Genomic DNA, 22136 nt, shown 5'->3' on the forward strand with positions numbered 1-22136 from the left:
CACATACGGCAAGAATGCAAGGGGCAAGCCGCAGCCGAGTGCGCCCGTGTACCTGACCGGGCGCTGTGCTGCGTACGCCGGAAAGGCCACGGCATGGCCCGGGTAACCAGATGAAAAAGCTCGCGTTTCTCCTCACAACAATCTTCGGTCTGGCCTGCAACGCCCCGGCCGCGCTGCCTGCTCCGCCCAACCTCAAGCTCAATTATATCCGCCCGGAGCGTTTCACGGATTTCCGCATGCAGGGACGCCCGGAGTCCGAGAGCGTGCGGATCTTTTCTTATTATGTCTCGCCTCCGCTTTCCCGTGAACTGGAACGTCGCCTGCCGGGGGCACGCCTCACCCTCACGTTCACCGACATAGATCTCGCTGGAAGGTACGAGCCATGGCGCGGGCCACACTTTTTATACATTCGATTCTACCGCGATTCCACGCCGCTTCGCCTCGACTTCCAATATACCTTGACCAGCCTGCGTGGAGCGGTTCTGGCGAGTGGTGCCGCCCGCGTGTACGAGGCCTACTACCAGTACTTTGACATGGGTACCCGTACGGAGTTAAATACCAATCCGGCTTATTACGAAACCAACGCCCTGCAGCGTTGGCTCGGCCGGTTGATCCGAGGCGTGGCGGTCAACGGCGCACGGTAACGGGGGTCCCGACCCGCGCAGCGTCATAGAAACGGCGCGCTGCACCTGCCGGCATGCGGATACAACCATGGGACGCCGGGTAACCCGGAAGGTAGCCGGCGTGCATGCCAACGCCCCCGTAAATACGCAGGAAGTACGGCATGGGCGCGCCCACGAATTGAGCGCCAGGCGGGCGCGGATCTTTGCGGACATCGACGTCGGGCCGTACTACGTAGCCATTGGCCACGTAAGCGCCATAGACGCTCGACCGGTGATCGGCATCCTTCTCTATCACCCTGTACTTGCCCGGAACCGTGTCGTGACCTTCCCGGCCGGTCGAAACCGGCGCAGTCAGCATCAGCTCCCGCCCGGAGTACAAATCGGCACGTTGCTCGTTTAAATCGATCACGATCGCGACTTTCCCACGTGGTAACCCGTGGAAGTCGTACATTACCTCCTGAAAGGAAGTACAGCCTGCTAACAAAGCCACTAAGAGGAGTAGACCACCTCGAACCAAGTTATTCATTGCGCCTGACGTTCGCCGAAAATGCGTTCGGGAATAAAGGATGTCTCTCGTCCGGGACAAGCCCGTCCTTCTCCAAACGCGTCGTCAGCAAACGGTGTGACCTATTCGCTGAACGCAGCTGCGTCTGTCAAGGCTGCAATGGAGCCCCTTCAATCACCAGTACGTATCACGACTATGACCATCACCATCATTAGCGGCGGTCAGACCGGGGTCGACCAGGGCGCCCTCGAGGCGGCGCTGCTCCAGGGCATCCACGCCGGCGGATTCTGTCCTGAAAGCCGCTGTGACGAACATGGCCCCATCCCGGAGCGGTACGCCGCCCATCTACGTCCCGTTGAACGCGGCGGCAACCTGGCCCGCACCATCCTGAACGTCGCGCAGGCAGACGGCACCATCCTCCTTTATTGGCAGGACATCCAGGGAGGAACCGCCGACACCCTTCGCGCCTGCCTCGATTACCGGAAACCGTTTCTGCCCATCGACGCCAGCGTTACCAGCCATTCTGCCGCCGTGACCGCCGCCCTGGCCTTTATCCTTCGTCACTCGATCGTTATCCTGAACGTGGCCGGCCCGCGTATTAGCGACTGGGCCGATGGATTCGGCTTTACGCGTGACGTCATGATTCAAGTGCTTCAAACCTTTGGAACGCCTTCCCGGCCGTGAGTTGGTTGCTGAATGCCATTTGCCTCTGCTCGGATGCGGTTTTGCTGGGCCTGCTTGCGAATTTCACCGCTAATTTGCGGTTTGTGTGCCGGCTCAAGCCGCGTGCTCGTCTTGCTAATCCGGCCGGGTGCCCGCTCGTTTCCGTCCTCGTCCCTGCGCGCAATGAGGAACACCGGATCGAGCCCTGCCTCCGGTCCTTGACCGGCCAGGATTATCCAAATCTGGAAATCATCGTCCTTGATGATCAATCTGACGACGCCACGGCCAGGATCGCTCAATCCCTGGGGTTTTCGGCTGAAGCCGGCGCCCGCAAACGCCTCCGGACCGGCCTGCCGCTTCCGCCGGGATGGACCGGCAAAGCGTGGGCATGCCAGCAACTTGCGGAAGTCGCGCGGGGTGAATTCCTGCTCTTCACCGACGCGGACACGATTCATGGCCGGTCCTGCGTCTCAACGGCCGTCGCCCACGCGGAGGATACCCGCGCCGACCTGCTGAGTTTGTGGCCTTTTCAGATCACCCGCACCTGGTCGGAGATTCTGGTAATTCCTTTGCAATTCATCGCTGCTGCGGCCGTCTTGCCGCATTGGCTGCTCGCGTTTGCCCAACGGTACCCTGCCGTTGCCCGCCTCCTCGGGCCGGCGCAGTTGCGCAGCCTCGGGGCCGCCAGCGGCCAGTTTCTCCTCTTCCGGCGCGAAGGTTATTTCGCTTTTGGCGGTCACCGGGCGGTCGCCGGCCACCTGGTTGAGGATGTCGCCCTGGCGCGCGAGATCACCACGAGAACAGAAAACGGTTTTAGACTGGTAAGCGCCAACGGCACCCACCTGGTGCGGTGTCGCATGTATAACTCGTTCCCGGAGATGTGGGAGGGATTTACCAAGAATCTGCACCCGCTATTTGAAGGTGACGAATTGCTTTTCCTGATCGCGATTGCGAGTCAGGCGCTGCTCTTCGTCTGGCCGTTTGTCGTCGTCTGCTGGTGGCGCAGCCCGGCGCTGTTCGTTCAATGGGCCTTGATTTACGGCCTGCGGACGGCCGCAGCCCGGCTGTACCGGAGTTCGCTCTGGAGCGTCCTGTGGCACCCGATCGGGTACGCCCTGGGGCTGCTGATCGCGGTTAACAGTTACCGTTGCACCTCAGGCAGGGGAGTCACCTGGAAAGGGCGGCGTTACCGGACCGGTGCCGGAATGACCGCAAGCCACGTCGACACAAATTCATAACATGGATTTGCCTTGTTTCTTTTACGCCTAAGCCGGTACACTGCGCCTCACCAAGGATCCAGAACGTTATGCCGCCCAAGTTTGGCAATTATCTCTTCCGAAATCTCAAAAGAGAGGACTCCGGTGAACCAGGCGCGACTCCATCGCCGGCGGTGACTCCGCCTGGCTCGCTTAACCTGGACGAGCGATTGATCGCTCTTACCGAGGCGGATTTCGTTTCCGACGAAGCGTTGGTACCCGCGCTGGCCTGGGACCAATGCCCAGGCCGCAAAGTTGAGGTGAAGCTGGGCGATACGGAAGGCCTGATGAGCGGAAGGGTGACCATCCAGGCGGGCGTCCTCCGGCGGGTTGCCGGGCCGTTGGTGCCTCCGGGCGTCCCGGACGATCTGCAGCTGCCGATCTCGCTCAAAACGGTGGTGCTGCAGATTCATCCTTACCTGCAGCAATCCAATGAGGGAACCCTGCGTCCTGTGGGACCGGACTTCGACACCCCGATCGCCCAGGTCGCTCGCGAGGATGAAGGCTTCTTCAAGTTAGAGACCACGGCCGCGGCGGAAAAGGCCGGCTTGGACGAAAGACCTCCCGGTACCGGTGCTTCTTCACTTGCGCCACCTGGTTTTCCATTGATCCGTGAAAAACCTGTTCCACCCCCGGCCGGCGCCGCACCGGAATCGCAGGCTCCTTCCATCCCGGTTACCGTAGCAAGGCCGCAAGCCCGGACGCCGCGACCGGCGCAAACGGGCGAGGAACGGTCTGACCCGTTTGCGATCCTGCCTTCCGTTGGTCCCCGGCCGTCGTCCGGGCAACCTTCTCCGCCGGATTTGCCCCCTGCGCCTCCAAAGGAGATTTCAGTCGGGCCTGCGCCGCCCGGGGTGATTATTCAGCCCGTGGCGTCCGCGCCGTCGTCGCCACCCTCCCCAGGGCTGTCCGGCAAGCCCGGGCGGCGAATCGCCCTCGAGCGTTTGCAGGAGATCTTTATGACCGACGACCTGCTGGACATCCCGCAGGTCCTGCGTTTGGTCAGCCGGTTTCCACGCGTAACCCTTGCATTTGCCGTGACGCGGGATGGGACCGTCTATGGCGAGGCTCCCGCCCTGGGCGGGTATGCCGGGCTGGCCGGGGGATTGGTGGACGCCGCCCGGCGCTTCGGACGCCTGGCAACCGGGACTGAATGCCAGGGAATCACGATCTTGAGCGAAAGACCGGTTAGCATCATCGGAACCGAGAACCTGAGCCTTGTTCTCCTGCACGAAGGCCGCGCCCTGCCTCCCGGTATGAAGGAGCGAGTCGGTGCGATTGTGCAGGCGCTCTCTGAATTGCTGCCACCGGATTCAACGGAAGGAGGAGCGCCTGCCTCCTGATCGGCAGTTGTCGCTTTATTCGCGCCGCCGGCGTGGATCGGTGTCCGGTTTTCTTTTCCCTTTTCTCTTCTGCTGCTTCGCCTTGATGCCTTGGCCGATTTGCTTGTTCTTCCTCGTGCTTGTCAAAAGCATCTCGACAGCGCCGCTGGTCCCTGTGCCGCCCGCGCCCGCGTCTGCTTCTCCCCCGGCCGTGGTCCATACCGCCTCCCCAACGCCAGGACCGGTAGGGGCGGCACCCGGACAAATGACCTTGTTCTCGGTTTACGCAGGCACAAACCAGGAAGATCAACAACGCGCGCTGACGTTACGTTGCCGGTTGGACCACGCCGTGAGCAATCTGGAACCGGGCGTACTGGTGACGGGAACCGTTGCAGAAGATGTCCTTGGCGATAACGGCAGTATCCTCATTCCCGCCGGGTCAAAGGTCGTGGGTCATGGGTTTTGCGATGCCGAACGTGCCCGATTTTTAGGGCGGGGACGCTGGACCTGTTTCGTTGGTGATCACCAGATCAGCGCACTCGGCGTCCTTATGGACGCAGGGCAGAAAGAAGGGCTGACCGGCACGGAACAGGTTGACGGAGTTGATCCTCTTCAAGTTAAACAAGCCATTTATCGCGACGGAATCTTCCTTTGCGTGCCGGCCGGAACCGAATTCCTGATCAGGCTGCAGGGTAAGGTTTCCATCCAGGAACTTGGCTCAGCTTACAATCGCTAACCGCCACTGACTGATCGATCCGCGGCGGTGGCGAGTTGACTCGGCCAAGGCAGGTGCAGACCGCTCGCGTCCGACCGCGGGTTTCAAGCAGCGGGTCCGCTTGCCGGCCGTTTGCCCGCCGGTGTATTTAGTTAAGGGCCGGTGGATGGGGGGCGCTCTCGTCCCGGAGGGGCGGCTGAGCTTAGGCAGGTCCTTTAGTGCCTGTCAGGGGCATTTAAGAAGGATCACGTCCCGTCGGGACGCCTGAAACGGTGCCCCGCAGGGTGCCGGCTCCCAAGGAGCCTGCCAAACACGGCGCGACGATCGACGCCAAAACCCGAACGTCCCCCCAACCGTTGACACCCGTTTGGCTTGGCGCGCCCCTTCCGGCGTCCCGACGGGACGCAATCTCTGGGGAACACCCGCCCAGCACAGGCACCAAAGTACCTGCCTAACATCAGCCGTCCCTCCGGGACGAAGGCCACGCCCGGCCTGCCGCCCCCCTGAGTGCTCGTCGAAAGGGGGACAGGTCCGTTTCCGGGGACAAGACAAAGGTGCATTTTTTCAATCAAAAGCCATGAGGGACAGGTCCCAATGGCCGGCAAGAGCGCAGACGAGAGCCATCAGGGACAGGCCCCAACCCATGACGGGGAAGAGGGACAGACCCCAAGGCATAAGGGACAGGTCCTGATGATCGGGAACAGGGACAGGTCCCAATAGCACCGGGCTAACAAGGCATTAGGGACAGGTCCGCCCTTGAGAGGACGAGAGCCATCAGGGACAGACCCCCAGGCATGAGGGACAGACCCCAATGGCACAGGGAAGGGGGACAGGTCCACCCTTGAGCGGGGGCGGGGAGACGGCGCGCGGGCGGCGCACTGACGCCCAACCGGCGCGGCATGGGGCGAAACAGGCTCTGGGCCATCAAGCGCCGCGGCCGGGTGGTGCCTGCGGGAGGCAGCGGTTGAACGCCGCGGCGTGCGTGTGGCGCGTCTCGTACTTGGCTGCCAGGCCGGCGTTTCCGTTTTTGCGTTTCCGATTGCGCCTTCAAAAGCGCAACAGGCATGCTACGCCCATGCGAATCCTGAGAGTGCTGATCTTCGTGGATGAAGCCAACGTGGTCAGCTCCGTGCGAGCACTCGGTCGAAAACTGGACTGGCTAAAACTCCGTGATCACCTGGTGAAGGCTGATCGCGGACGCGAATTAATCGAAATGGTGATCTATGCCGGTTTGCCGCCCCTGATGCCGGAATGGCAAGTCGAACGAGAGAAAAAGAACAAGTTCCTGCATTGGCTGCGCTCGAACGGATTCCTCGTCTTGGTAAAAGAGGGCTCTCCAGGGGACGGCAGGCATTACAAAGCAAATGTGGATGTGTTGATGGCGATCGATGCAGCCGAACTCGCCGTCGAGGTGCGGCCCGAAGTCGTCGTGCTGGTAACGGGAGATGCGGATTTCGCCCATCTGGCGTTGCGACTGCGGCGACGCGGCATTCGGGTAGAAGTGGCCGCGGCCGCTCAGACGCTAGGGACGGGGCTGAAAGACGCGGCAAATGAAGTGATTAACCTGGTGCCTTTGTTTGAAACGTTTGAGCCGATGACGACGGGCGAACCATGATCGGGCTGTCCTCGCCGCATGTAATACCATTTCGACGGCGATGGAGGTAAAACTTGTCTTCCCTCCCGGGTGCCCCACTGGCGTTAAACCTATCAAACCGTATAAACATTTTAGGCCCAACGGGCCGGTAGAACATAGCCCCGGGTTTACCCTGGGAAGGCATTTCCCTCCAACCCAGCCCTGAAAGGGCGGCAGAAAGCGTTGCTTGCGGGTTCTGCCAACCCTTCAGGGCTCGATCGTAATTTGACGGTTACCCAGGTTAAACCCTGGACTAAGTTCGTTTGGCCCTTCAGGCCGTAAGACGGTCTCCCGGCCCGTTGGGCCTAAGGCCGATTCAACCAGCTACGGAGCATCCTCCGGTGCCGGCGCCCCCCCTGGGCCGGCATTCTACCGAGATAATTGTCTGAATGGTATACGCCCGCTGCTCAGACCGCCAAAACGCCGTTGCTGAGTTCGCGCACCTTGGCAACCTCACGGGGGATGATCTGCAACGCCTGAGTCACCTCGTCAGGTGTGTTGAATCGTCCGAGCGAAAATCGCAAACTGCCCCGGGCCCGGTCGGTACTGAAACCCATTGCCTTCAGCACGTGCGACGGTTCAAGGGAACCGGAGGTGCACGCCGAACCGGCCGAGCAACAGATGCCACGCTGGTCCAACACCAGCAGCATGGTCTCAGAGTCGATGCCCGAAATGGCTAAACTCGTCGTGTTGGGGAGCCGGTGGCGAGGATGCCCGTTGATCGCAATCCCCGGAACGGTTTCCAGCAGCCCCATTTCCAGACGGTCACGCAGACGGCGAACCGTCGTGTTTTCGTCACCGAGATGCTCGGCCGCGAGCTCGGCCGCCGCTCCCAAAGCCACAATCGACGCAGTGTTCTCCGTTCCGCCCCGGCGTTTCCCTTCCTGACCGCCGCCGAGAAGAAAGGGGAAAAATTTCGCACGGCGGTTCACGTAAAGCGCCGCCACACCCTTCGGGGCGTGCAATTTATGGCCGGATAGGGACAGGAAATGAATCGGCAGCCGCGAAAGGTCGATCGGAACTTTACCGACAGCTTGCACGGCATCCGTATGGAGCGGCGTCTGCCTTTCCCGGCAAATGTCGGCAATCTCCGCAATCGGGAAAAGGACGCCCGTTTCATTATTGGCCCACATCAATGAAACGAGGGCCGTGTCGGGCCGGATGGCGCGCTCCAGTTCCTGCAGGTCGATCAGGCCGTTCTGATCCACGCCAAGCCAAGTGATTTCATAGCCTCGTCGCGCCAGCGCCTCAGCGTGCTTGATGATGGCGCTATGCTCGACTTTGCTCGTGATCAGGTGCTTGCGGTCAGGATCGGCCAGGAGCGCCGCAGAAATTGCGGCGTTGTCACTTTCGGTCCCGCAACTTGTAAATAGAATTTCGGAAGGTTCGCACCCAAGCAGCCCGGCCACTTGGGCCCGGGCACGAGCGACCGCCTGACCTGCCGCCTTGCCCAGACGGTAAACGCTCGACGGGTTACCGTATTGCTCCTGGAGAAAGGGCAACATGGCCTCCAGCACCTTGGGATCAACCTTCGTAGTCGCGTTATTGTCGAAGTAAATCATGCGCTCCGTCCCGTTTTAGCGTTCCACCATGGTTTCGACCGATTCCACCGGGGTAGTCCGCTCATTCCGGTGGTGAGCCAGTTCCCGGTATTTGAAATACAAGTTGCGCGCGTAGAGCGGCATCGGCAGCACGGTAATTAAAACACCCACCGAGTCATGCCGGTAAAAGGCAAAGTAGCTGAAGGTCAAAACGCTGCCGAGCAGGCTGCATTCCCAGAATCCGACCGGGATGATGCTCTTGCGCGCCCGTTCCGACGCGATCCACTGCAGAAAGAATCGTAAGCCGAAGATAATGCTTCCGCTCAGGCCGACGATTTTCCATGGATGCAGCTGTATAAAGGCGAGGAAGCTCGCGCACCAATTCATCAGCAGCCTATCGCACCGATGGCGGGACGCTGCAAGGCGCCGCGCATTGCGGCATCAACCGCCGCAGCCGGTCATCAACGGTTGACCGGCTCAAACACCGGCGGATTCGGCGGCTTGCGGGTCGGGTCGGCGCGCTGGTCGCCATCGTCGTCGTCGCGCTGATGGGGGTCAAAAAAGAGGTCGAAAGCGATAAACAGCGCCTTTGAATGCCGGGAAAACCAGAAATTGAAAAGGGGCATGGGCACCACGATGAGCAGGAGCGTCCACTCGATGGGCAGCTTCACCCAGAAATCCAGGATCAGGTAAATGCTCAGCCCAACCAGCGAGCCCACCCCGTAATTGATGGCAAAAATCGAGAGGAGAAAATAACCGGGCTCGCGGTCGAAGGGGTAACCGCAATGGGGACAACCGTCGAGCGGCATAAACCAATCCTGCAGGCTGCGGACGCGGTACCACGGCACGAATAGAGGCCGTTGGCCGCAGGTCGGACATTTCCAACGCAGCGCATTGCCCATCATCCAGACAAAACGGCTCCAGGAATACTCGGGCGGAGGCGGAGGGAAACCGTGAGCGCGCGAGCTCATCGGATAGGCTACGCCCGAGCCACCGAGTTGCAAGCTGAACGCGGCTCAGGCCACCAGCTCAAGTTCGTCGTAGAAGGCATTGCGCAGGACCGGGCGATACCCTGCATTCAGGATGGCCTGGCGAAGCGCGGGGGCGCTCTGCTGCACGGGCGAGTCGACGCCTGCCATGTGATAAATCCTCTCTTCCTCAATCGTGCCGTCGAGGTCGTCAGCGCCGAAGCGGAGGGCCTTTTGCGCGAGTTCCAGGCCGAAACTGATCCAATAGGCCTTAATATGCGGGAAGTTATCCAGGAACGCGCGGGCGACGGCGATGGTTTTCAGCGTTTCGGACTCGGTCGGCCCAGGCAGGTGCCGTAAGCGGTGCGCGGGCTTGAAAGGCAGCGGCAGGAATGCCAGAAAGCCGCCGGTTTCATCCTGCAGATCGCGCAAACGCCGGAGGTGATCGACCCGGTCGGCATACGATTCCACGTGCCCGAACAGCATCGTGGCGGTGGAACGTATACCGTGCCGGTGGGCGGTGCGGTGGACGTGGAGCCATTCGTCGGCCGATTCCTTACCCCGGCAGATCTGGTTACGGACAGCCGGGGCAAAAATCTCGGCGCCTCCTCCGGTCAGGCAGCCGAGCCCGGCACTCTGGAGTTCGCTGAGGGTGGCTTCGAGTGACCTTTTACCAATCCAGCCCAGGTGGAGAATCTCTATCGCGGTAAACGCCTTAATGGCGGCCCGGGGCGCCGCCGCGCGGATTGCGCGGAGAATTTCCAGATAAAAATCGAATTTCCACGTAGGATGGAGGCCGCCGACCATGTGAATTTCCGAGGCGCCGTGTTCATGCGCCGCCGCCGCCCGCTCCGCAATTTCATCGACGGTGAGTTCGTAGGCGCCAGGGTCCCGCCGCCGTTTACCGAACGCGCAGAAGGCGCATTCCAAGATACAAATATTGGAATAATTGATGTGCCTGTTAACGACGTAATACGCGCGGTCACCCTGCCGCCGGTCCCGTTCCCGGGTTGCTACCGCCGAAAGGGCGCCCAGATCGTCCGATTCAAAAAGGAGCAAGGCTTCGCGTTCCGTCAGGCGGGTTGGAGGGGCAGCTACGCCCCGGAGAGGATCTTGCGGAACCAAAATGGAATTCGCGACTTCTGATTCGATCATGTAAAACCAGGAAAAGGCGTGAGAGTATCCGAATGTATGGTTGCCGTAAAGCGTAAGCGCAGGGTGTTCGTAACCGGCATGGGTGTGGTTAGCCCGCTTGGTCCGAATGTTCCTGAGACCGAGCGAGCGCTCCTGGCCGGCAAGGATGCCGTGTCCGAGGTGACGCTCTTCGACGTTTCAAGGACGCGCTGCAAGACTGCCGGTCAGGTCGAGGGTGCTTGGTTGTCGGAGGCTGTGCCGCGTTCGCGTAAGGCAAACCGTCTGCACCGGAGCGCGCGCATGGTCACGCTGGCCTTGCGCGAGGCGCTCAACGGGGCGGGCGCCGCTGTGCGGCCTGAACGGCTGGTGATCGCCACCTCCAGCGGCGGTATGTCGAACGGCGAAACCTACTATCGCGAGACGCTCCGGTCAGGTTCCCGGCGGCGCTTTGCCGAGTACGTGGCAAATTACACGCCGCAAAAGCCGGTCCTGGACGCTCTGGAGGCCGTCGGATTGCGCCTGCCCGTCCAGATCCTGACCAACGCCTGCTCTTCAGGTGCAAATGCCGTCGGCCACGCCTTCGAACTGGTCCGCAGCGGCCTGTGCGGTTGTGTGCTTTGCGGCGGCTATGACCCTTTGGCTGAACTCGTCTTTGTCGGTTTTGATTCCTTACAGGCGTCCACGCCGGAAATGATCCGGCCGTTTGACCGTGGCCGGACCGGGCTTGTGCTGGGTGAAGGCGCCGCCGTGCTCGTCCTGGAAGATGAAACGAGCGCCCTCGCACGCGGGGCTGAGCCATTGGCGGAGCTGGTCGGGTACGGCGCGGCCACCGACACTTTTCACCTTACCCAGCCGGACCCTTCCGGTATCGGCATAAAACTTGCCATGGAACGGGCACTGGACACGGCCGGGGTTGATCCTGGCGAGATTGGCTACATCAACTGCCACGGTACGGCGACGGCCTTGAATGACGCTACGGAAGGTGCCGCGATCTCGGCCCTGTTTCCGCATCGGGTAGCGGCAAGCTCGACCAAGTCCATGATGGGCCACGCCCTTGGCGGGGCCGGCGCCATTGAAGCCGCCGTCTGCGTACTGGCTTTGCGCGGGCAATTCCTGCCGCCGAACCTCCACTTCCGGGAGCCGGACCCGGGCTGGACCTTTGAGGTGGTTGCAAACGAGGCGCGTCCTGCCGCGGTGGAGTATGCCCTTTCCAACTCGATCGGGTTTGGCGGGGTTAACGCCTCTCTGCTTTTTCGTCGATGAACAGCGTCATTCTCGGGGTCGGGGCGATGACGCCGGCCGGGGCGACGGCGGTCGAAACCTGGCGGCTGTTAACCGAGGGATACAGCGCCCCGCGCGTGCCGGTGCCGCAACCGCTCGCGGAAAGGAATTATCTTTACTGCGCGGTACCGGAGAAATTTGTCCGAACCGTTGGGCGCCAGGCGCGCCTGCGTCGTTCCGGTGTGCTCTCGCTCTTCGGCGCATCGGCCGCATTTGACGCCCTCAAGGATGCCCGGGTGGAGATGACGCCGGCATTCAGCGCTAGCTGCGCCCTCGTCTATGGGGTTTCGTCGGGTGGCGTGCAGTACACGCGGAGGTTTTACCACGAAATCGTGACCCAGGGTGCCTCTTCGGCCAGCCCTTTACTTTTTCCCGAAACGGTTTTCAATGCCCCGGCCAGCCATCTGGCCGCGTTGCTCGGGTTGAACGGCAAGACGTACACCGTCGTCGGCGACTCGGCGGTCGGGTTGTCGGCAGTCCAGCTCGGGGACGAACTCCTGGCGCTCGATCCGGAGGTGGAACACGTGCTGGTGGTTGGAACCGAGGAGGTTGACTGGCTGTTGCCGGATGCATTTGCGGCCTGGCGCCTCACGAGCAAAGACGGGCGTTGTGAAGTGTACGGCGCCCGCACCGGTCTGGTTTTCGGTGAGGGCGCCGGGGCGGTATTGCTGGGGCGGCAGGGTGACGGACCGGTGATTGTCCGGGCGCACCCCGGGCAGACCTTCTTTTCGCGTCAGGACAGCCGGCGGGTTGCGCCCGAAGTTTTCCAGGGCGTCGTGGGTGCAGACCGGCCGGATGCGATCGTTACCAGCGCCAACGGCACCGTCGCGGACACAGTCGAGCAGGAAGCGTTCGCCCGGCTGAACCTGGCGGCGCCGGTGTACAGTTACAAGCCGGCTCTGGGCGACGCCCTGGGCGCGGGAGCGATCCTGCAGACTGTGTTTGGGGCGCTGGCATTGCGGCACCAGTACCTGCCCGGCACCGTGTGCGCGGGCGACAAGTACCCCCTGGTGAACCGGCAAAGCCGGTCCTTGCCCATCGAGCGGGTGCTCGTGACGGCAATCGGCTTCAATCAGCAGGTGGGAGCATTGCTGCTCGGGCGCACGGGGCTTTGAACGATCGGCGGGCGCCGAGGAATTCGAAGAATTATAAATATAGGCTGCGATTCGCGCTCCTGAAAGATTGATCGTCCCCGTCAACTCCGCCATAATCATCGATCATGCCTAGCAAGCCGGCTGCCGACGCCGTCCGCTCGTCCGCCGTTGAGGATTATTTGGAGCGGATTCTGGATCTGATAAATACCAAGGGGTATGCGCGAGTGGCGGACATCGCCCAGGGATTAAAGATCTCGCAAGCCAGCGTTACGAACATGGTTCAGCGGCTCGATGCCGAGGGCTTGCTTAAATATGAAAAGTACCGCGGCCTGGTGCTGACCACCGCCGGCGAGACGCTCGCCCGAAACATCATGCGCCGGCATCACTTGCTGACTGATTTTCTGCGGATGCTTGGCGTTGACGAGCCGGTTATTTATCGTGATGTCGAAGGAATGGAACACCACATCAGCCCCCAGACGTTACATGCCATCGAGGCGTTAGTTGAAGAGCTAAAATCGCAACCCAAACTCCTCAGCCGTATCCGCCCTCACGCTCATGGCAATTGAACCGTGCGCATTCGAGGGTTGGACGCGCAATTTGCGGTTATCCAACGATTCCGTTGAGCTGATCATCACCCTTGAGATCGGGCCGCGGATCATGTCGTACCGGCCCTTGGCGGGGCGGAATATTTTCAAAGTCCTCGTCGACCAGGCTGGCGGGAAACAGGAAGCCGATTGGAAGCTGCGAGGCGGCCATCGGCTCTGGCTGGCCCCGGAAGACTACGGGCGCGAGAACAGCCTCACCTACATCATCGACAACGACGAGGTCGAACACGAGATCCTGGGGGACCACAGCCTCAGGGTGGCGCACACTGCTAAGGCGCCGCACCGGCTCCGGCGGGAAATGCGGATCCACCTCGCCGCGACCGGCCCGAAAGTAACGGTCGAACACACGCTCTACAACGCCGGACCCGAGCCGATCCTGGGAGCCCCCTGGGCGTTATCGGTGATGGCCGCGGGAGGGTTCGCCATCGTTTCTCAACCCGGCCTGGGAACCCACCCGCAGGATTACGTGCCGAATCGCCGGCTGGTGCTTTGGCCCTTTACCGATTTGTCCGACGAGCGGTTTCGCCTTGGGGCGCGGCTCCTGCGGTTGTACCAGACCAATCACAAGCCGATCAAATTCGGGCTGCAACACCGGGACGGGTGGGCCGGCTACGTGCTCGGCGATCACCTGTTTTTGAAGACGATCCCCTTCCTGGAAGGACGGGAATACCCGGATTTCGGGTCCAATTTTGAGGCCTTTACCAATTGGGATTTCCTGGAGGTGGAAAGCCTCGGCCCGCTGCAGCCGCTTGAGCCGGGCGCTTCGGCCCAGCACGCGGAGCAGTGGGTGGTCTTCGCGGGGGTAAACCTGCCGGATCCGCAGGAGGAAGAAGCATTCCTGGCGGCGCTGGAACCGTACACGCGGCAATTGTCATGATGTCGAGAGCACTGGCGGCCATCTGTCTCGCAACGGTTTTGCTCGCCGGCGGGTGCGCCACGACCAGCGACTTTGAGGCACGGACAGCGGCCCTGAATCAAACGATCGCCCAAGAGCCGCCCGGGAACTACTTCATCGGGCGGCGCATGTACCGGCGCGCATACTTTTTCTGGGGTTACGTCCGCAGGCCTCGTGAGCCGTGGAGTAAAGCGCAACTGGTGATGTTCAACGAACAAAGGCTTCACGCACCGGACCGGGAAGCCACCGCCATCGGGTACGACAACAATTACGAGTACCGGTTGGAAGGGTATTTCTCCGGTGAGCAGGTGTATGAACCCGCCTCGAATCGATTTTATCCTGAATTTGTCCTGACAAACTATAAACTGTTGTCGACCGCGCCGCCCCAGATTTTTCGGGATGCAAAGGCGACCGATCCGAATCGCATCTTCATCGATAACCCCGACTGATGCGGCTTTATCCTGTTCTCTGAGTTCATGGCCGAGATTGACCGTTTCCAACACTATCAGGTTCTCAAGCATCCGGATGGCAGCCTCTGGGAGCTTGGCCGCGGGGCCATGGGCGTCACGTATAAGGCATTCGATACCAGCCTGCGCAGTGAGGTAGCCCTTAAAGTTATCAGCGCGCCGTACCTCAACAGTGAAATGGCCCGGCAGCGTTTCCTGCGAGAGGCGCGGGCTGCCGCCCAGCTCCGGCATCCGAACGTCGCGACGGTGTTTCACCTGGGGGAGACCGACGGCACGTTTTTCTATGCCATGGAGTTCGTGGACGGCGAAACGGTGGAGCGCCGGGTCCAGCGGGACGGGCCGTTGCGGGTCGACATGGCGCTGAGGATTGCCCGGCAGGTGGCGCGCGCCCTGATCGCCGCCGACCGCCAGCACCTGGTCCACCGTGACATCAAACCGGCTAACCTCATGGTCGTCCGGGATGATGACGACGATCACCTTCTGGTCAAAGTGATCGATTTCGGTCTGGCCAAATCGATGGTCCCGACCACCGACCAGTCCATGACGGTCACGCTGGGAGGCTTCGTCGGCACGCCCCACTTTGCCAGTCCGGAACAGCTCCAGGAACGGCCGATCGACATTCGTTCGGATCTCTATTCACTGGGCGCCTCGCTCTGGTACATGCTCAGCGGGCGCCCGCCGTTCCAGGGCTCGCTGGCCAGCGTCATCCACCAGCACCTTGGCCAGCCGCTGCCGCTGGAGGTGCTGGCCAAACTGCCGCCGCGAGTGGCGGAGCTGCTGAAGGTCATGCTGGCGAAACGGCCGGAGGAACGGATCCAGACCCCGGCCGATGTTAAGCAGCGCCTGGACGACCTGATTTCCGAACTGCGCGGGTTGAGCCCGACCCTCGTAATCGCACCTCACCCGGGAGCGGGTGCGGGGACCGGCAGTTCGTCGGCATTTGCGACCGGCCAGGTCATCCGGGGCCGGTACCAGTTGCTTGGTCACGCCCCCAACGATCGCACCCTGTTCAAGGCCAAAGACTTACACGCGAACCGGATCGTAGGGCTCCGGCCGTTGTCGCCCGGCATTCACCATGATCCGGCGCGCCTGGAAGCGGTTCAGCAGGAAGTGCAGCGTGTAAGGGCGGTCTATCATCCAAACGTGCTGCCGGTCTACGGCCTCGAGACCCACGAGGGCGGCGTAATGCTCGTGAGCCAGTGGGTGGCCGGTTTTTCTTTGCAGGAACTACTCCGGGTCCGGCGCGAACTTTCGTGGGAGGAAAGCGAGCGGCTGCTGCGCCCGGTTTCCACCCTCCTGGATTTCCTGGCCGACCGCCAGCTCTCGTTTCACGCGTTGCAACTGCGCGGCATCCTGGTTGAAGCGGCCGAGGCGGAGGAATCCCAAACGACGCTTCTCCGGACCAGCGTTGCCGAATGGCCTGCGTTCACGATCAAGGTTGACCCGCTCAGCGTCGCGACCCTGGACGAGGTCCGCATGGTTGAGCCGACCCAGACGTTGGTTGAGCTTCCCACCGGCGAGATCGCGCCCCGCCCGGTGCATCAATTGGCCCGGCTGGGCTATGAACTGCTCGGGGGCGTGCGCGTACCGTCGAGCCCGGGTGCCGGCCTGCCGCGGTTTACTCCCTTGGCTAACCTGACCGAACTGGGTAACAGCGTGCTGCGCCAGGGCCTGAACGAACCGGAAAAATTTCCCTCGGCGCTCGATTTCCTTTCCGAACTTGCCGGAGCGCAATCCCGGATGCCGCCGAGCGTCCGCCCTGCCTCGACCGCCGTGGGAACCGCCGCGGCGGCCGGTAAAGAGGGGCCGCATCCCGAGAAGGAACCGGCGTCACCGGCGCCGGCGAATGAAGAAGCCGCCTTGGACCTGCGATCGACGGCTACCGGACGGTTGCTCCAGCTTGTGACCGCTCTGATCACCCTGCTGCTGATCGGGGCATTGGCTACGCTCGTGTTGACCAATTGGAGGGAGCGCAAACCCGCCGTCGTCGGCAGCGAACCGGTGGCGCGCCAAGGGGCGGTCTCGGTAAATACGAAACCGGAAGGCGCCACGGTGAAGGTCGATGGCCAAACGCTCGGCAAAACGCCATTGATCGCCGCACCGCTGCCAAGCGGCCAGCAAGTCCTGGTGCTCGAGTTGCCGGGCTATCATTCCCGGCCGGTACAGGCCCTGATCAAGGAGGGCGCCGTCAATAACCTCGGTATACTTCCCCTGGTGTATGAAGCCGGACAAATAACCGTGAAAACAGATCCGCCAGGGGTCGGTTTTGAGCTTGTCGGGCCCGACGGAAAGGTCACGGTTGGAAATGCGCCGGCCACGATCGACAACCTGCCGGTAGGCCATTACGTCGTCCACTTGCACCGGCCCGGCTTCGGCGGGACCGTCGATCAGGAAGTCAATGTGAGCGCCGGCGCCCCGGCAATCGTGGGGCGCGCGTTTTATGGCGCGAACGTCACGCTTAAAAGTGATCCGGAAGGAGCCACGATTTACCTGGGTGATCGTGAGTTGGGCAAGACGCCGGCCACGGTCATCCTGCCCGGGGACAGCGTGGAATTGGTATCCAGGTTAGGAGCGCTCACCCCGGTCAGCCAGATCGTGAAACCGGATCCGAACGGTTCGACGGTGGTCGAATTCAAACACCCGTACGGGATTGTGCTTGTAACCAGCGACCGTCCGGACGCCGAGGTAAATATCGACGGGGCGAAGCTGGGCAAGCCGCCCCTGCAGGGAATTTTGCCTCCCGGACGCCATACGGTCACGGTCCGTGCCGAAGGCGCTCCGGAACAGACGCGGGTGACCGATGTCGAAGACGCCATCAAGGTGCCCCTGGCATTTACTTTCAAGCCGGTGGCCGAGACCGCAGAGGTGCAACCGGATGCGCGCCCGCCTCGTCCGGTAAAGGCCGGCGTCGCCGAACCAGCCCCAGCCCTTCCAGCAGCCCCGGCCGCGACACCGCCGGTATCGAAGACGCGGGCGGAGGCCGGAATGGAAGAAGAACGCCGGCCCGTGCGCCGGGCGGCCCCGGTGTACCACAATGAAGAAGACTTCAACCGGGCCCGGGATCGGGCCTACGACCATTTCGATGCTGAGTGGGAGGCCCGCAAAAAGTCGCTCGAACGGGAGAAAGACTATTACGATTGGCAAATCGATCATTCGTCGGGCAGCGCCCAGGAGCATTGGAAGGCCAGGAAGGACGACGCGGAGCGGCGGCGCGACCACCTCGATGATGAGAAGGATGCCGCCAAACGTGACCTGAAGCGCCGCTGGAACGATGATTAATTCGATTTAGACGGTTATATGGGTAACATTTCGACCGGGTTTCAGTCCCGGCGGGGTGATGGAACTTAGGCCAGGGTTTAGCCCACTGCCATTTAGTTAAGGGCCGGCGGAGGGCGGCGCTTTCGTCCCGCAGGGATGGCTGATCTTAGCCAGGGACTTCAGTCCCTGGAAAGGGCATTCAAGAGGGATCGCGTCCCGTCGGGACGCCTGAAGGCGTGCGCCAAACCAAGCAGACGTCAAAGGTTGGGGGACGTTCGGGGTTTTGGCGTTGAGGGTTGCGCCGGAGATGCTGCGCACCTCGTTGAACGGGTCTTGCACAAATTTATATAGTTACCTCGGTGGAATTTCGACCGGGTTCCAGCCCTGAAGGGGCGGCAGAACCTAGCCCAGGGTTTACCCTGGGTAGCCGTCAAATCACGATAAGCCCCGGAGGGGCGGCAGAAGGCGTCATAGAGAAGATTATGGATCAAACGGGTAGCCTACGCCGCATCGGAAGGCTATCCCTTCGATCCGCAATCTTTCCTCTGGTGCAGCACCTTGAAGGCGGAACCGGCCCCTTCCGGATCAGCCAGGAAATCCCGTATTTTATCCTTACCGCGCTGAGGTGCCCAGGTGAGGAGAAACTGTTGCTGGGTTACGCACGCGACCGGGACCAGACCCGCGGCTGCGCCCCAGCGTTTCAGGTCGTCAAAGTTCACGTCGGCCGTGAGGTCCTGATGACCCGGACGACGGTAAACATCCAGCCCGGTCAGGCGTTGGTGATGGACGTAGGCGCGAAGGGTGCCGTCGGGGCGCCGGCGATACACCTCGCGCGCCGAACCGCCATAGTCGACGGTCAGGAGCGATCCACGCCCCAGCGATTGCCCAAGGCCCCTCAGCCAGCGTCCATAACTTTCATGCACTTCGACCCTTTGCCCCTTAGTCGGGGGAGTCGTCCACCCATTCAGGGCGGAGCTATCGGGCAGATCGGCCGCCTCAAACGACCGTTCATCCCACATCCCGTTTTCGTGGCAGAAAAAAAGTTCTCGCCAGCCATCGTCCCCACGGACAAACCGCCGGCACGGGAAGGCATCCACAAATTCGTTTGAGAAAAGCAAAGCCTCGCCGTCCGCAGCCTCGACGGCGGTTTTCACGTCAGGATGCCAGGACACGCCGTGCCCTCGGAGGCGTTCGCGCTGAACTTCCCGCAACTTCGTTGAGATTTCGACGATGTGATAACTGAAACCGAGTCGAGCCCGCCAGCCCAACCGGCGCAGGACGGCTCGGGCCAGGGAGCCGTCGCCCGCGCCTGATTCGATGAGTTGAGGGCGGCGGAAACGTAAACCGGCAGCTTCCGCCTTGGCCCAGGCGGCGATGGCATACCCGAGCGCGTCGCTCAAGGTCGCCGATGTGCTGAAGTCTCCTTCGCGCCCTACCCTGGCCACGTGCGCGGTGTAGTAACCCGCTTCCGGATCGTACAGCGCAAGCTGCATGAAGCGGTCGAATCTCAAACAACCGCCTTCGATTTCCGCTTGTCTGGCCAGCCAGTTCGACACGCCGGTGCCAATCCGTTCAGCCGCTCAGGCGAGCAGGTCGTGTTTGAAGACGGCCGCCCCTTCAACACTTTCAACAAAGTTAGTCAGCAGCAGAATGCAGCGTTCCACGTCGGCAAGGTCCACCATTTCCACCGTGGAATGCATGTAGCGTAACGGGATCGACACCAGCGCGCTCGGGATGCCGCCGCGCGTCAGGTAGAGTTGGTCGGTGTCGGTGCCGGTGCTGCGCGAGGAAGCCTCATGCTGGAGCGGGATAGACGCCTTCTGCGCGGTCTGGATAAGGCGCTGGACAACTTGGGGATGGTTGGCCGTGCCGTGAGTGATCGATGGGCCGCCGCCCAATTTGGTGCCGCCGTGTTTGTTCCGGTCAATGCCCGGTGAATCCGTCGCGTGGGTCACATCGAGCACGATCGCCACGTCCGGCCGGAGCCGGTATGCCGCCATTTTGATGCCGTGGCTGCCGATTTCTTCCTGTACCGCGTTGAGCGCCTGGACGGTCGCCACCGGACGGTGGTCCCTGGCCGCGAGATTCGCCAGGACCTGGGCCAGAATGAAACTTCCGATCCGGTTGTCAATCGCACGCCCGACCATTCGGCCCGGCGTGAGTTCTTCGGCCGTGTCGACGTATACCACCGGGTGTCCGACCCGGATGCCGCGGCTGTCAACCTCGCCGCGGTTTCGCGCCCCGATGTCGATGAACAATTCGTGCAGTTGCGGCACCTTTTCGTTTTCACTGTCGCGGAGATGCACGGCGGTATTGCCGATTACTCCCCGCACCGGACCTTGGTCCCCGAGGATCTGAACCCGCTTGCCGCGCGCGATCGCCCGGTCGCTGCCGCCCGTGCGCGTTACGTAAAGGAAACCTTCCTCAGAAATGTTCTGGATCATGAATCCGATCTCGTCCGCGTGCGCCTCCAGCATGATTTTAAAGGATGGGTTCGTGCCGTTTCGCACGGCCCAGGCGTTCCCGTACGCGTCGTTTTCCACCGCGTCGGCAAACCGGCTTACGAATCTGAGCCACACCTTTTGGCCCTCCACTTCGAACCCGGACGGGCTGGGGGTGTTCAGCAGCTGAAAAAGGAAATGTTTAGCGTCGCTGTTCATGCTTCAAACGACAGCTAACGTGAGAACACCTGCGATTGCAAAAAGTAGCGGGCGTCCGCGGCTTGCAAAGCGGCTCGGAAATAGGCACAGTATACCTTATGTCCCTTTCTGAGCGCGCCGCCAAAGCCGCAAAGATCGCTGAGGAACCTCAGCTATACAAAGTTTGTGAAGGTTGTGATTCGATTGTAACCAAGCGCGTCACGACTTGCCCCAGCTGCCACGGTTACCGGTTCAACGAGGATCCGCAGGCGGTTGTCCAGCAGGCCAAGATTCTTGGCACCCGCGAGAAGACCAGCGTTCTGACCGAAGACCTACAGTAGAATCGTTGGCCTTGGGGCCCGTTGCGGGCGGGATCAGCCGGTCCGGTGCTCTCCGGCGGCCATGCCGGTTTTCCGTTTCAGCGGTTATACCGGTTCATTTTCCGAACCGAGGGCCTTTTGCGGAGCCAGATAGCCCTTCACATAATCCTCCACGGCCGTTTCCAGCGTGAAACGGGGGCCCGTGTAGCCCGTCTTGCGAAGCCTCCGGATGTTCGCCTCCGTAAAATACTGGTATTTTCCCTTGAGCGTGTCCGGCATCTCCACGAACTCGATCTGGACCGGGCGATCCATGGCCTGAAATAAGGCATCGGCAAGGTCGATCCAGGTCCGTGCTCGCCCGGATCCTAAGTTGAAGATGCCGTTGGCTGAGGGGGTTTCGGCGAGGTGAATCGTCATCTCGACCGCATCCTTCACGTAGAGAAAGTCACGTTTCTGCTCGCCATCGCGAAATTCGGGGCGGTAACTGCGAAACAGTTGGATCACACCCGTCCGTCGTACCTGTTCAAACGCTTTCTGGACGAGGCTGCGCATCTCGCCTTTGTGACCCTCGTTCGGGCCGAACACGTTGAAGTACTTAAGCCCGACGATTTGAGAGAGGTAATCGTTCCGCTTTGCGTGCAGATCGAACAAATGTTTGGAGTACCCGTACGCGTTCAGGGGACGCAGCCGTTCCAGGCCGCCTTCGTCGTCCTCCATCCCTCGGGTGCCGTCTCCGTAGGTGGCGGCGGAAGATGCGTACACGAAACGCATGTCATGCCGTAAGGCCCATCGGCAGAGCTGCTTTGTGTACTCGAAGTTGTTTCGCATCAGGTAACCGGCGTCGCGTTCCGTGGTAGCTGAACAAGCGCCCAGATGGAAAACGGTGCGGACTTCGCCAAGCGCCGGATCATTTGCAAGCACCCGTTCCAGGAGGCTGTCGGCTCCCACGTAATCATCGAACTGCAGGTTAACGAGGTTACGCCACTTCTCGTCGGTGCCGAGGCGGTCGCTTACCAGGATGCGGTAAAGGCCACGCCGGTTTAATGCCCAGACCAGGGCACTGCCGATGAAACCGGCACCCCCGGTCACCAGAATTTTGCCGCCATTCAAGGTGCTCACGCGCGTTGCAATCACGAGCCCATCGGCGTTCATTGTGCAACTCTAAAAGCGACGTTTGGATGCCTAGGTTTATCGTTCCACTCGGTGGGGTCCTCTTT

The 22136-nt window shown here is 61.5% G+C and carries 21 protein-coding genes; 13 read left to right on the top strand and 8 right to left on the bottom strand.

Annotated features, from left to right (window positions below):
- The first annotated feature begins 110 nt into the window (after positions 1-110).
- Complete coding sequence (locus tag JO015_18230) at positions 111-644, top strand: DUF3016 domain-containing protein (GenBank protein MBW0001035.1); 534 nt, start codon at positions 111-113, stop codon at positions 642-644.
- Here the strand turns inward: JO015_18230 and JO015_18235 are convergent.
- Positions 628-1032 carry a L,D-transpeptidase family protein gene (locus JO015_18235; GenBank protein MBW0001036.1) on the bottom strand — a complete coding sequence of 135 codons (405 nt, stop codon included), beginning with the start codon at positions 1030-1032 and terminating at the stop codon, positions 628-630. The two genes, JO015_18230 and JO015_18235, sit on opposite strands and share 17 nt — an antisense overlap.
- Before the next feature lie 291 nt (positions 1033-1323).
- Here JO015_18235 and JO015_18240 point away from each other — a divergent pair, with 291 nt between their 5' ends.
- The 5 genes from JO015_18240 (at position 1324) to JO015_18260 (ending at position 6699) form a co-directional block, all read left to right on the top strand.
- Positions 1324-1812 carry a hypothetical protein gene (locus JO015_18240; GenBank protein ID MBW0001037.1) on the top strand — a complete coding sequence of 163 codons (489 nt, stop codon included), beginning with the start codon at positions 1324-1326 and terminating at the stop codon, positions 1810-1812.
- Complete coding sequence (locus tag JO015_18245; protein ID MBW0001038.1) at positions 1809-3029, top strand: glycosyltransferase; 1221 nt, start codon at positions 1809-1811, stop codon at positions 3027-3029. The genes JO015_18240 and JO015_18245 overlap by 4 nt, the downstream gene beginning before the upstream one ends.
- A 68-nt stretch (positions 3030-3097) precedes the next feature.
- Positions 3098-4390 carry a hypothetical protein gene (locus JO015_18250; GenBank protein MBW0001039.1) on the top strand — a complete coding sequence of 431 codons (1293 nt, stop codon included), beginning with the start codon at positions 3098-3100 and terminating at the stop codon, positions 4388-4390.
- A gap of 244 nt (positions 4391-4634) precedes the next feature.
- The gene (locus JO015_18255; protein MBW0001040.1) at positions 4635-5105 is read left to right on the top strand and encodes a hypothetical protein; all 471 of its coding nucleotides are present in this window, start codon (positions 4635-4637) and stop codon (positions 5103-5105) included.
- A gap of 1054 nt (positions 5106-6159) precedes the next feature.
- Positions 6160-6699: an NYN domain-containing protein gene (locus JO015_18260; GenBank protein MBW0001041.1), complete on the top strand. Its 540-nt coding sequence runs from the start codon at positions 6160-6162 to the stop codon at positions 6697-6699.
- A 425-nt stretch (positions 6700-7124) separates the two neighbouring features.
- Here the strand turns inward: JO015_18260 and nifS are convergent, their stop codons facing one another.
- From nifS to mqnE, 4 genes are all read right to left on the bottom strand, one after another.
- Positions 7125-8279, bottom strand: coding sequence for a cysteine desulfurase NifS (gene nifS / locus JO015_18265; GenBank protein MBW0001042.1), 1155 nt, complete (start codon positions 8277-8279; stop codon positions 7125-7127).
- A 15-nt stretch (positions 8280-8294) separates the two neighbouring features.
- Entirely contained in the window at positions 8295-8645 is a 351-nt protein-coding gene (locus JO015_18270; GenBank protein MBW0001043.1) for a lipid-A-disaccharide synthase N-terminal domain-containing protein, read from the bottom strand.
- A gap of 74 nt (positions 8646-8719) precedes the next feature.
- Positions 8720-9229: a DUF983 domain-containing protein gene (locus tag JO015_18275; GenBank protein MBW0001044.1), complete on the bottom strand. Its 510-nt coding sequence runs from the start codon at positions 9227-9229 to the stop codon at positions 8720-8722.
- Between the two features lie 45 nt (positions 9230-9274).
- Entirely contained in the window at positions 9275-10381 is a 1107-nt protein-coding gene (gene mqnE / locus JO015_18280) for an aminofutalosine synthase MqnE (GenBank protein MBW0001045.1), read from the bottom strand.
- A 36-nt stretch (positions 10382-10417) separates the two neighbouring features.
- Between mqnE and JO015_18285 the strand changes: the two genes are divergently transcribed.
- The 6 genes from JO015_18285 (at position 10418) to JO015_18310 (ending at position 17981) form a co-directional block, all read left to right on the top strand.
- The gene (locus JO015_18285; GenBank protein MBW0001046.1) at positions 10418-11623 is read left to right on the top strand and encodes a beta-ketoacyl-[acyl-carrier-protein] synthase family protein; all 1206 of its coding nucleotides are present in this window, start codon (positions 10418-10420) and stop codon (positions 11621-11623) included.
- Positions 11620-12756: a hypothetical protein gene (locus JO015_18290; protein ID MBW0001047.1), complete on the top strand. Its 1137-nt coding sequence runs from the start codon at positions 11620-11622 to the stop codon at positions 12754-12756. Before JO015_18285 ends, JO015_18290 begins: the two co-directional genes overlap by 4 nt.
- A gap of 104 nt (positions 12757-12860) precedes the next feature.
- Positions 12861-13301: a transcriptional regulator MntR gene (gene mntR / locus JO015_18295; GenBank protein MBW0001048.1), complete on the top strand. Its 441-nt coding sequence runs from the start codon at positions 12861-12863 to the stop codon at positions 13299-13301.
- Positions 13291-14217, top strand: a complete 927-nt coding sequence (locus JO015_18300) for a hypothetical protein (GenBank protein MBW0001049.1) — start codon at positions 13291-13293, stop codon at positions 14215-14217. The genes mntR and JO015_18300 overlap by 11 nt, the downstream gene beginning before the upstream one ends.
- Positions 14214-14684 (top strand): hypothetical protein, encoded by a 471-nt coding sequence (locus JO015_18305; protein MBW0001050.1) that lies wholly within the window; start codon positions 14214-14216, stop codon positions 14682-14684. The genes JO015_18300 and JO015_18305 overlap by 4 nt, the downstream gene beginning before the upstream one ends.
- A gap of 27 nt (positions 14685-14711) precedes the next feature.
- Positions 14712-17981 (top strand): protein kinase, encoded by a 3270-nt coding sequence (locus JO015_18310; protein MBW0001051.1) that lies wholly within the window; start codon positions 14712-14714, stop codon positions 17979-17981.
- 497 nt (positions 17982-18478) lie between these two features.
- Here JO015_18310 and JO015_18315 read toward each other — a convergent pair whose 3' ends face one another.
- Together JO015_18315 and JO015_18320 are read right to left on the bottom strand one after the other, a co-directional pair.
- Positions 18479-19471, bottom strand: a complete 993-nt coding sequence (locus tag JO015_18315; GenBank protein MBW0001052.1) for an SAM-dependent methyltransferase — start codon at positions 19469-19471, stop codon at positions 18479-18481.
- Positions 19472-19540: 69 nt separating this feature from the next.
- Positions 19541-20620, bottom strand: coding sequence for a M42 family metallopeptidase (locus JO015_18320; protein MBW0001053.1), 1080 nt, complete (start codon positions 20618-20620; stop codon positions 19541-19543).
- A 98-nt stretch (positions 20621-20718) separates the two neighbouring features.
- Here JO015_18320 and JO015_18325 point away from each other — a divergent pair, with 98 nt between their 5' ends.
- Positions 20719-20940 (top strand): hypothetical protein, encoded by a 222-nt coding sequence (locus tag JO015_18325; GenBank protein MBW0001054.1) that lies wholly within the window; start codon positions 20719-20721, stop codon positions 20938-20940.
- 84 nt (positions 20941-21024) lie between these two features.
- Here JO015_18325 and rfaD read toward each other — a convergent pair whose 3' ends face one another.
- On the bottom strand, positions 21025-22071 hold the full coding sequence (rfaD, locus tag JO015_18330; protein MBW0001055.1) for an ADP-glyceromanno-heptose 6-epimerase: 1047 nt from the start codon (positions 22069-22071) through the stop codon (positions 21025-21027).
- Positions 22072-22136: the final 65 nt, after the last annotated feature.

The sequence above is a fragment of the Verrucomicrobiota bacterium genome (genome assembly GCA_019247695.1).
GTDB lineage: Bacteria > Verrucomicrobiota > Verrucomicrobiia > Chthoniobacterales > JAFAMB01 > JAFBAP01.

Excerpts from the sequence above, each read along its gene's own strand:
- JO015_18260 (MBW0001041.1), top strand. The coding sequence starts at position 6,160 with ATGCGAATCCTGAGAGTGCTGATCTTCGTGGATGAAGCCAACGTGGTC.
- mqnE (MBW0001045.1), bottom strand. The coding sequence starts at position 10,381 with ATGATCGAATCAGAAGTCGCGAATTCCATTTTGGTTCCGCAAGATCCT.
- JO015_18285 (MBW0001046.1), top strand. The coding sequence starts at position 10,418 with ATGGTTGCCGTAAAGCGTAAGCGCAGGGTGTTCGTAACCGGCATGGGT.
- mntR (MBW0001048.1), top strand. The coding sequence starts at position 12,861 with ATGCCTAGCAAGCCGGCTGCCGACGCCGTCCGCTCGTCCGCCGTTGAG.
- nifS (MBW0001042.1), bottom strand. The coding sequence starts at position 8,279 with ATGATTTACTTCGACAATAACGCGACTACGAAGGTTGATCCCAAGGTG.
- rfaD (MBW0001055.1), bottom strand. The coding sequence starts at position 22,071 with ATGAACGCCGATGGGCTCGTGATTGCAACGCGCGTGAGCACCTTGAAT.
- JO015_18320 (MBW0001053.1), bottom strand. The coding sequence starts at position 20,620 with ATGAACAGCGACGCTAAACATTTCCTTTTTCAGCTGCTGAACACCCCC.
- JO015_18230 (MBW0001035.1), top strand. The coding sequence starts at position 111 with ATGAAAAAGCTCGCGTTTCTCCTCACAACAATCTTCGGTCTGGCCTGC.
- JO015_18300 (MBW0001049.1), top strand. The coding sequence starts at position 13,291 with ATGGCAATTGAACCGTGCGCATTCGAGGGTTGGACGCGCAATTTGCGG.
- JO015_18240 (MBW0001037.1), top strand. The coding sequence starts at position 1,324 with ATGACCATCACCATCATTAGCGGCGGTCAGACCGGGGTCGACCAGGGC.
- JO015_18275 (MBW0001044.1), bottom strand. The coding sequence starts at position 9,229 with ATGAGCTCGCGCGCTCACGGTTTCCCTCCGCCTCCGCCCGAGTATTCC.
- JO015_18305 (MBW0001050.1), top strand. The coding sequence starts at position 14,214 with ATGATGTCGAGAGCACTGGCGGCCATCTGTCTCGCAACGGTTTTGCTC.
- JO015_18255 (MBW0001040.1), top strand. The coding sequence starts at position 4,635 with ATGACCTTGTTCTCGGTTTACGCAGGCACAAACCAGGAAGATCAACAA.
- JO015_18310 (MBW0001051.1), top strand. The coding sequence starts at position 14,712 with ATGGCCGAGATTGACCGTTTCCAACACTATCAGGTTCTCAAGCATCCG.
- JO015_18270 (MBW0001043.1), bottom strand. The coding sequence starts at position 8,645 with ATGAATTGGTGCGCGAGCTTCCTCGCCTTTATACAGCTGCATCCATGG.
- JO015_18250 (MBW0001039.1), top strand. The coding sequence starts at position 3,098 with ATGCCGCCCAAGTTTGGCAATTATCTCTTCCGAAATCTCAAAAGAGAG.
- JO015_18325 (MBW0001054.1), top strand. The coding sequence starts at position 20,719 with ATGTCCCTTTCTGAGCGCGCCGCCAAAGCCGCAAAGATCGCTGAGGAA.
- JO015_18290 (MBW0001047.1), top strand. The coding sequence starts at position 11,620 with ATGAACAGCGTCATTCTCGGGGTCGGGGCGATGACGCCGGCCGGGGCG.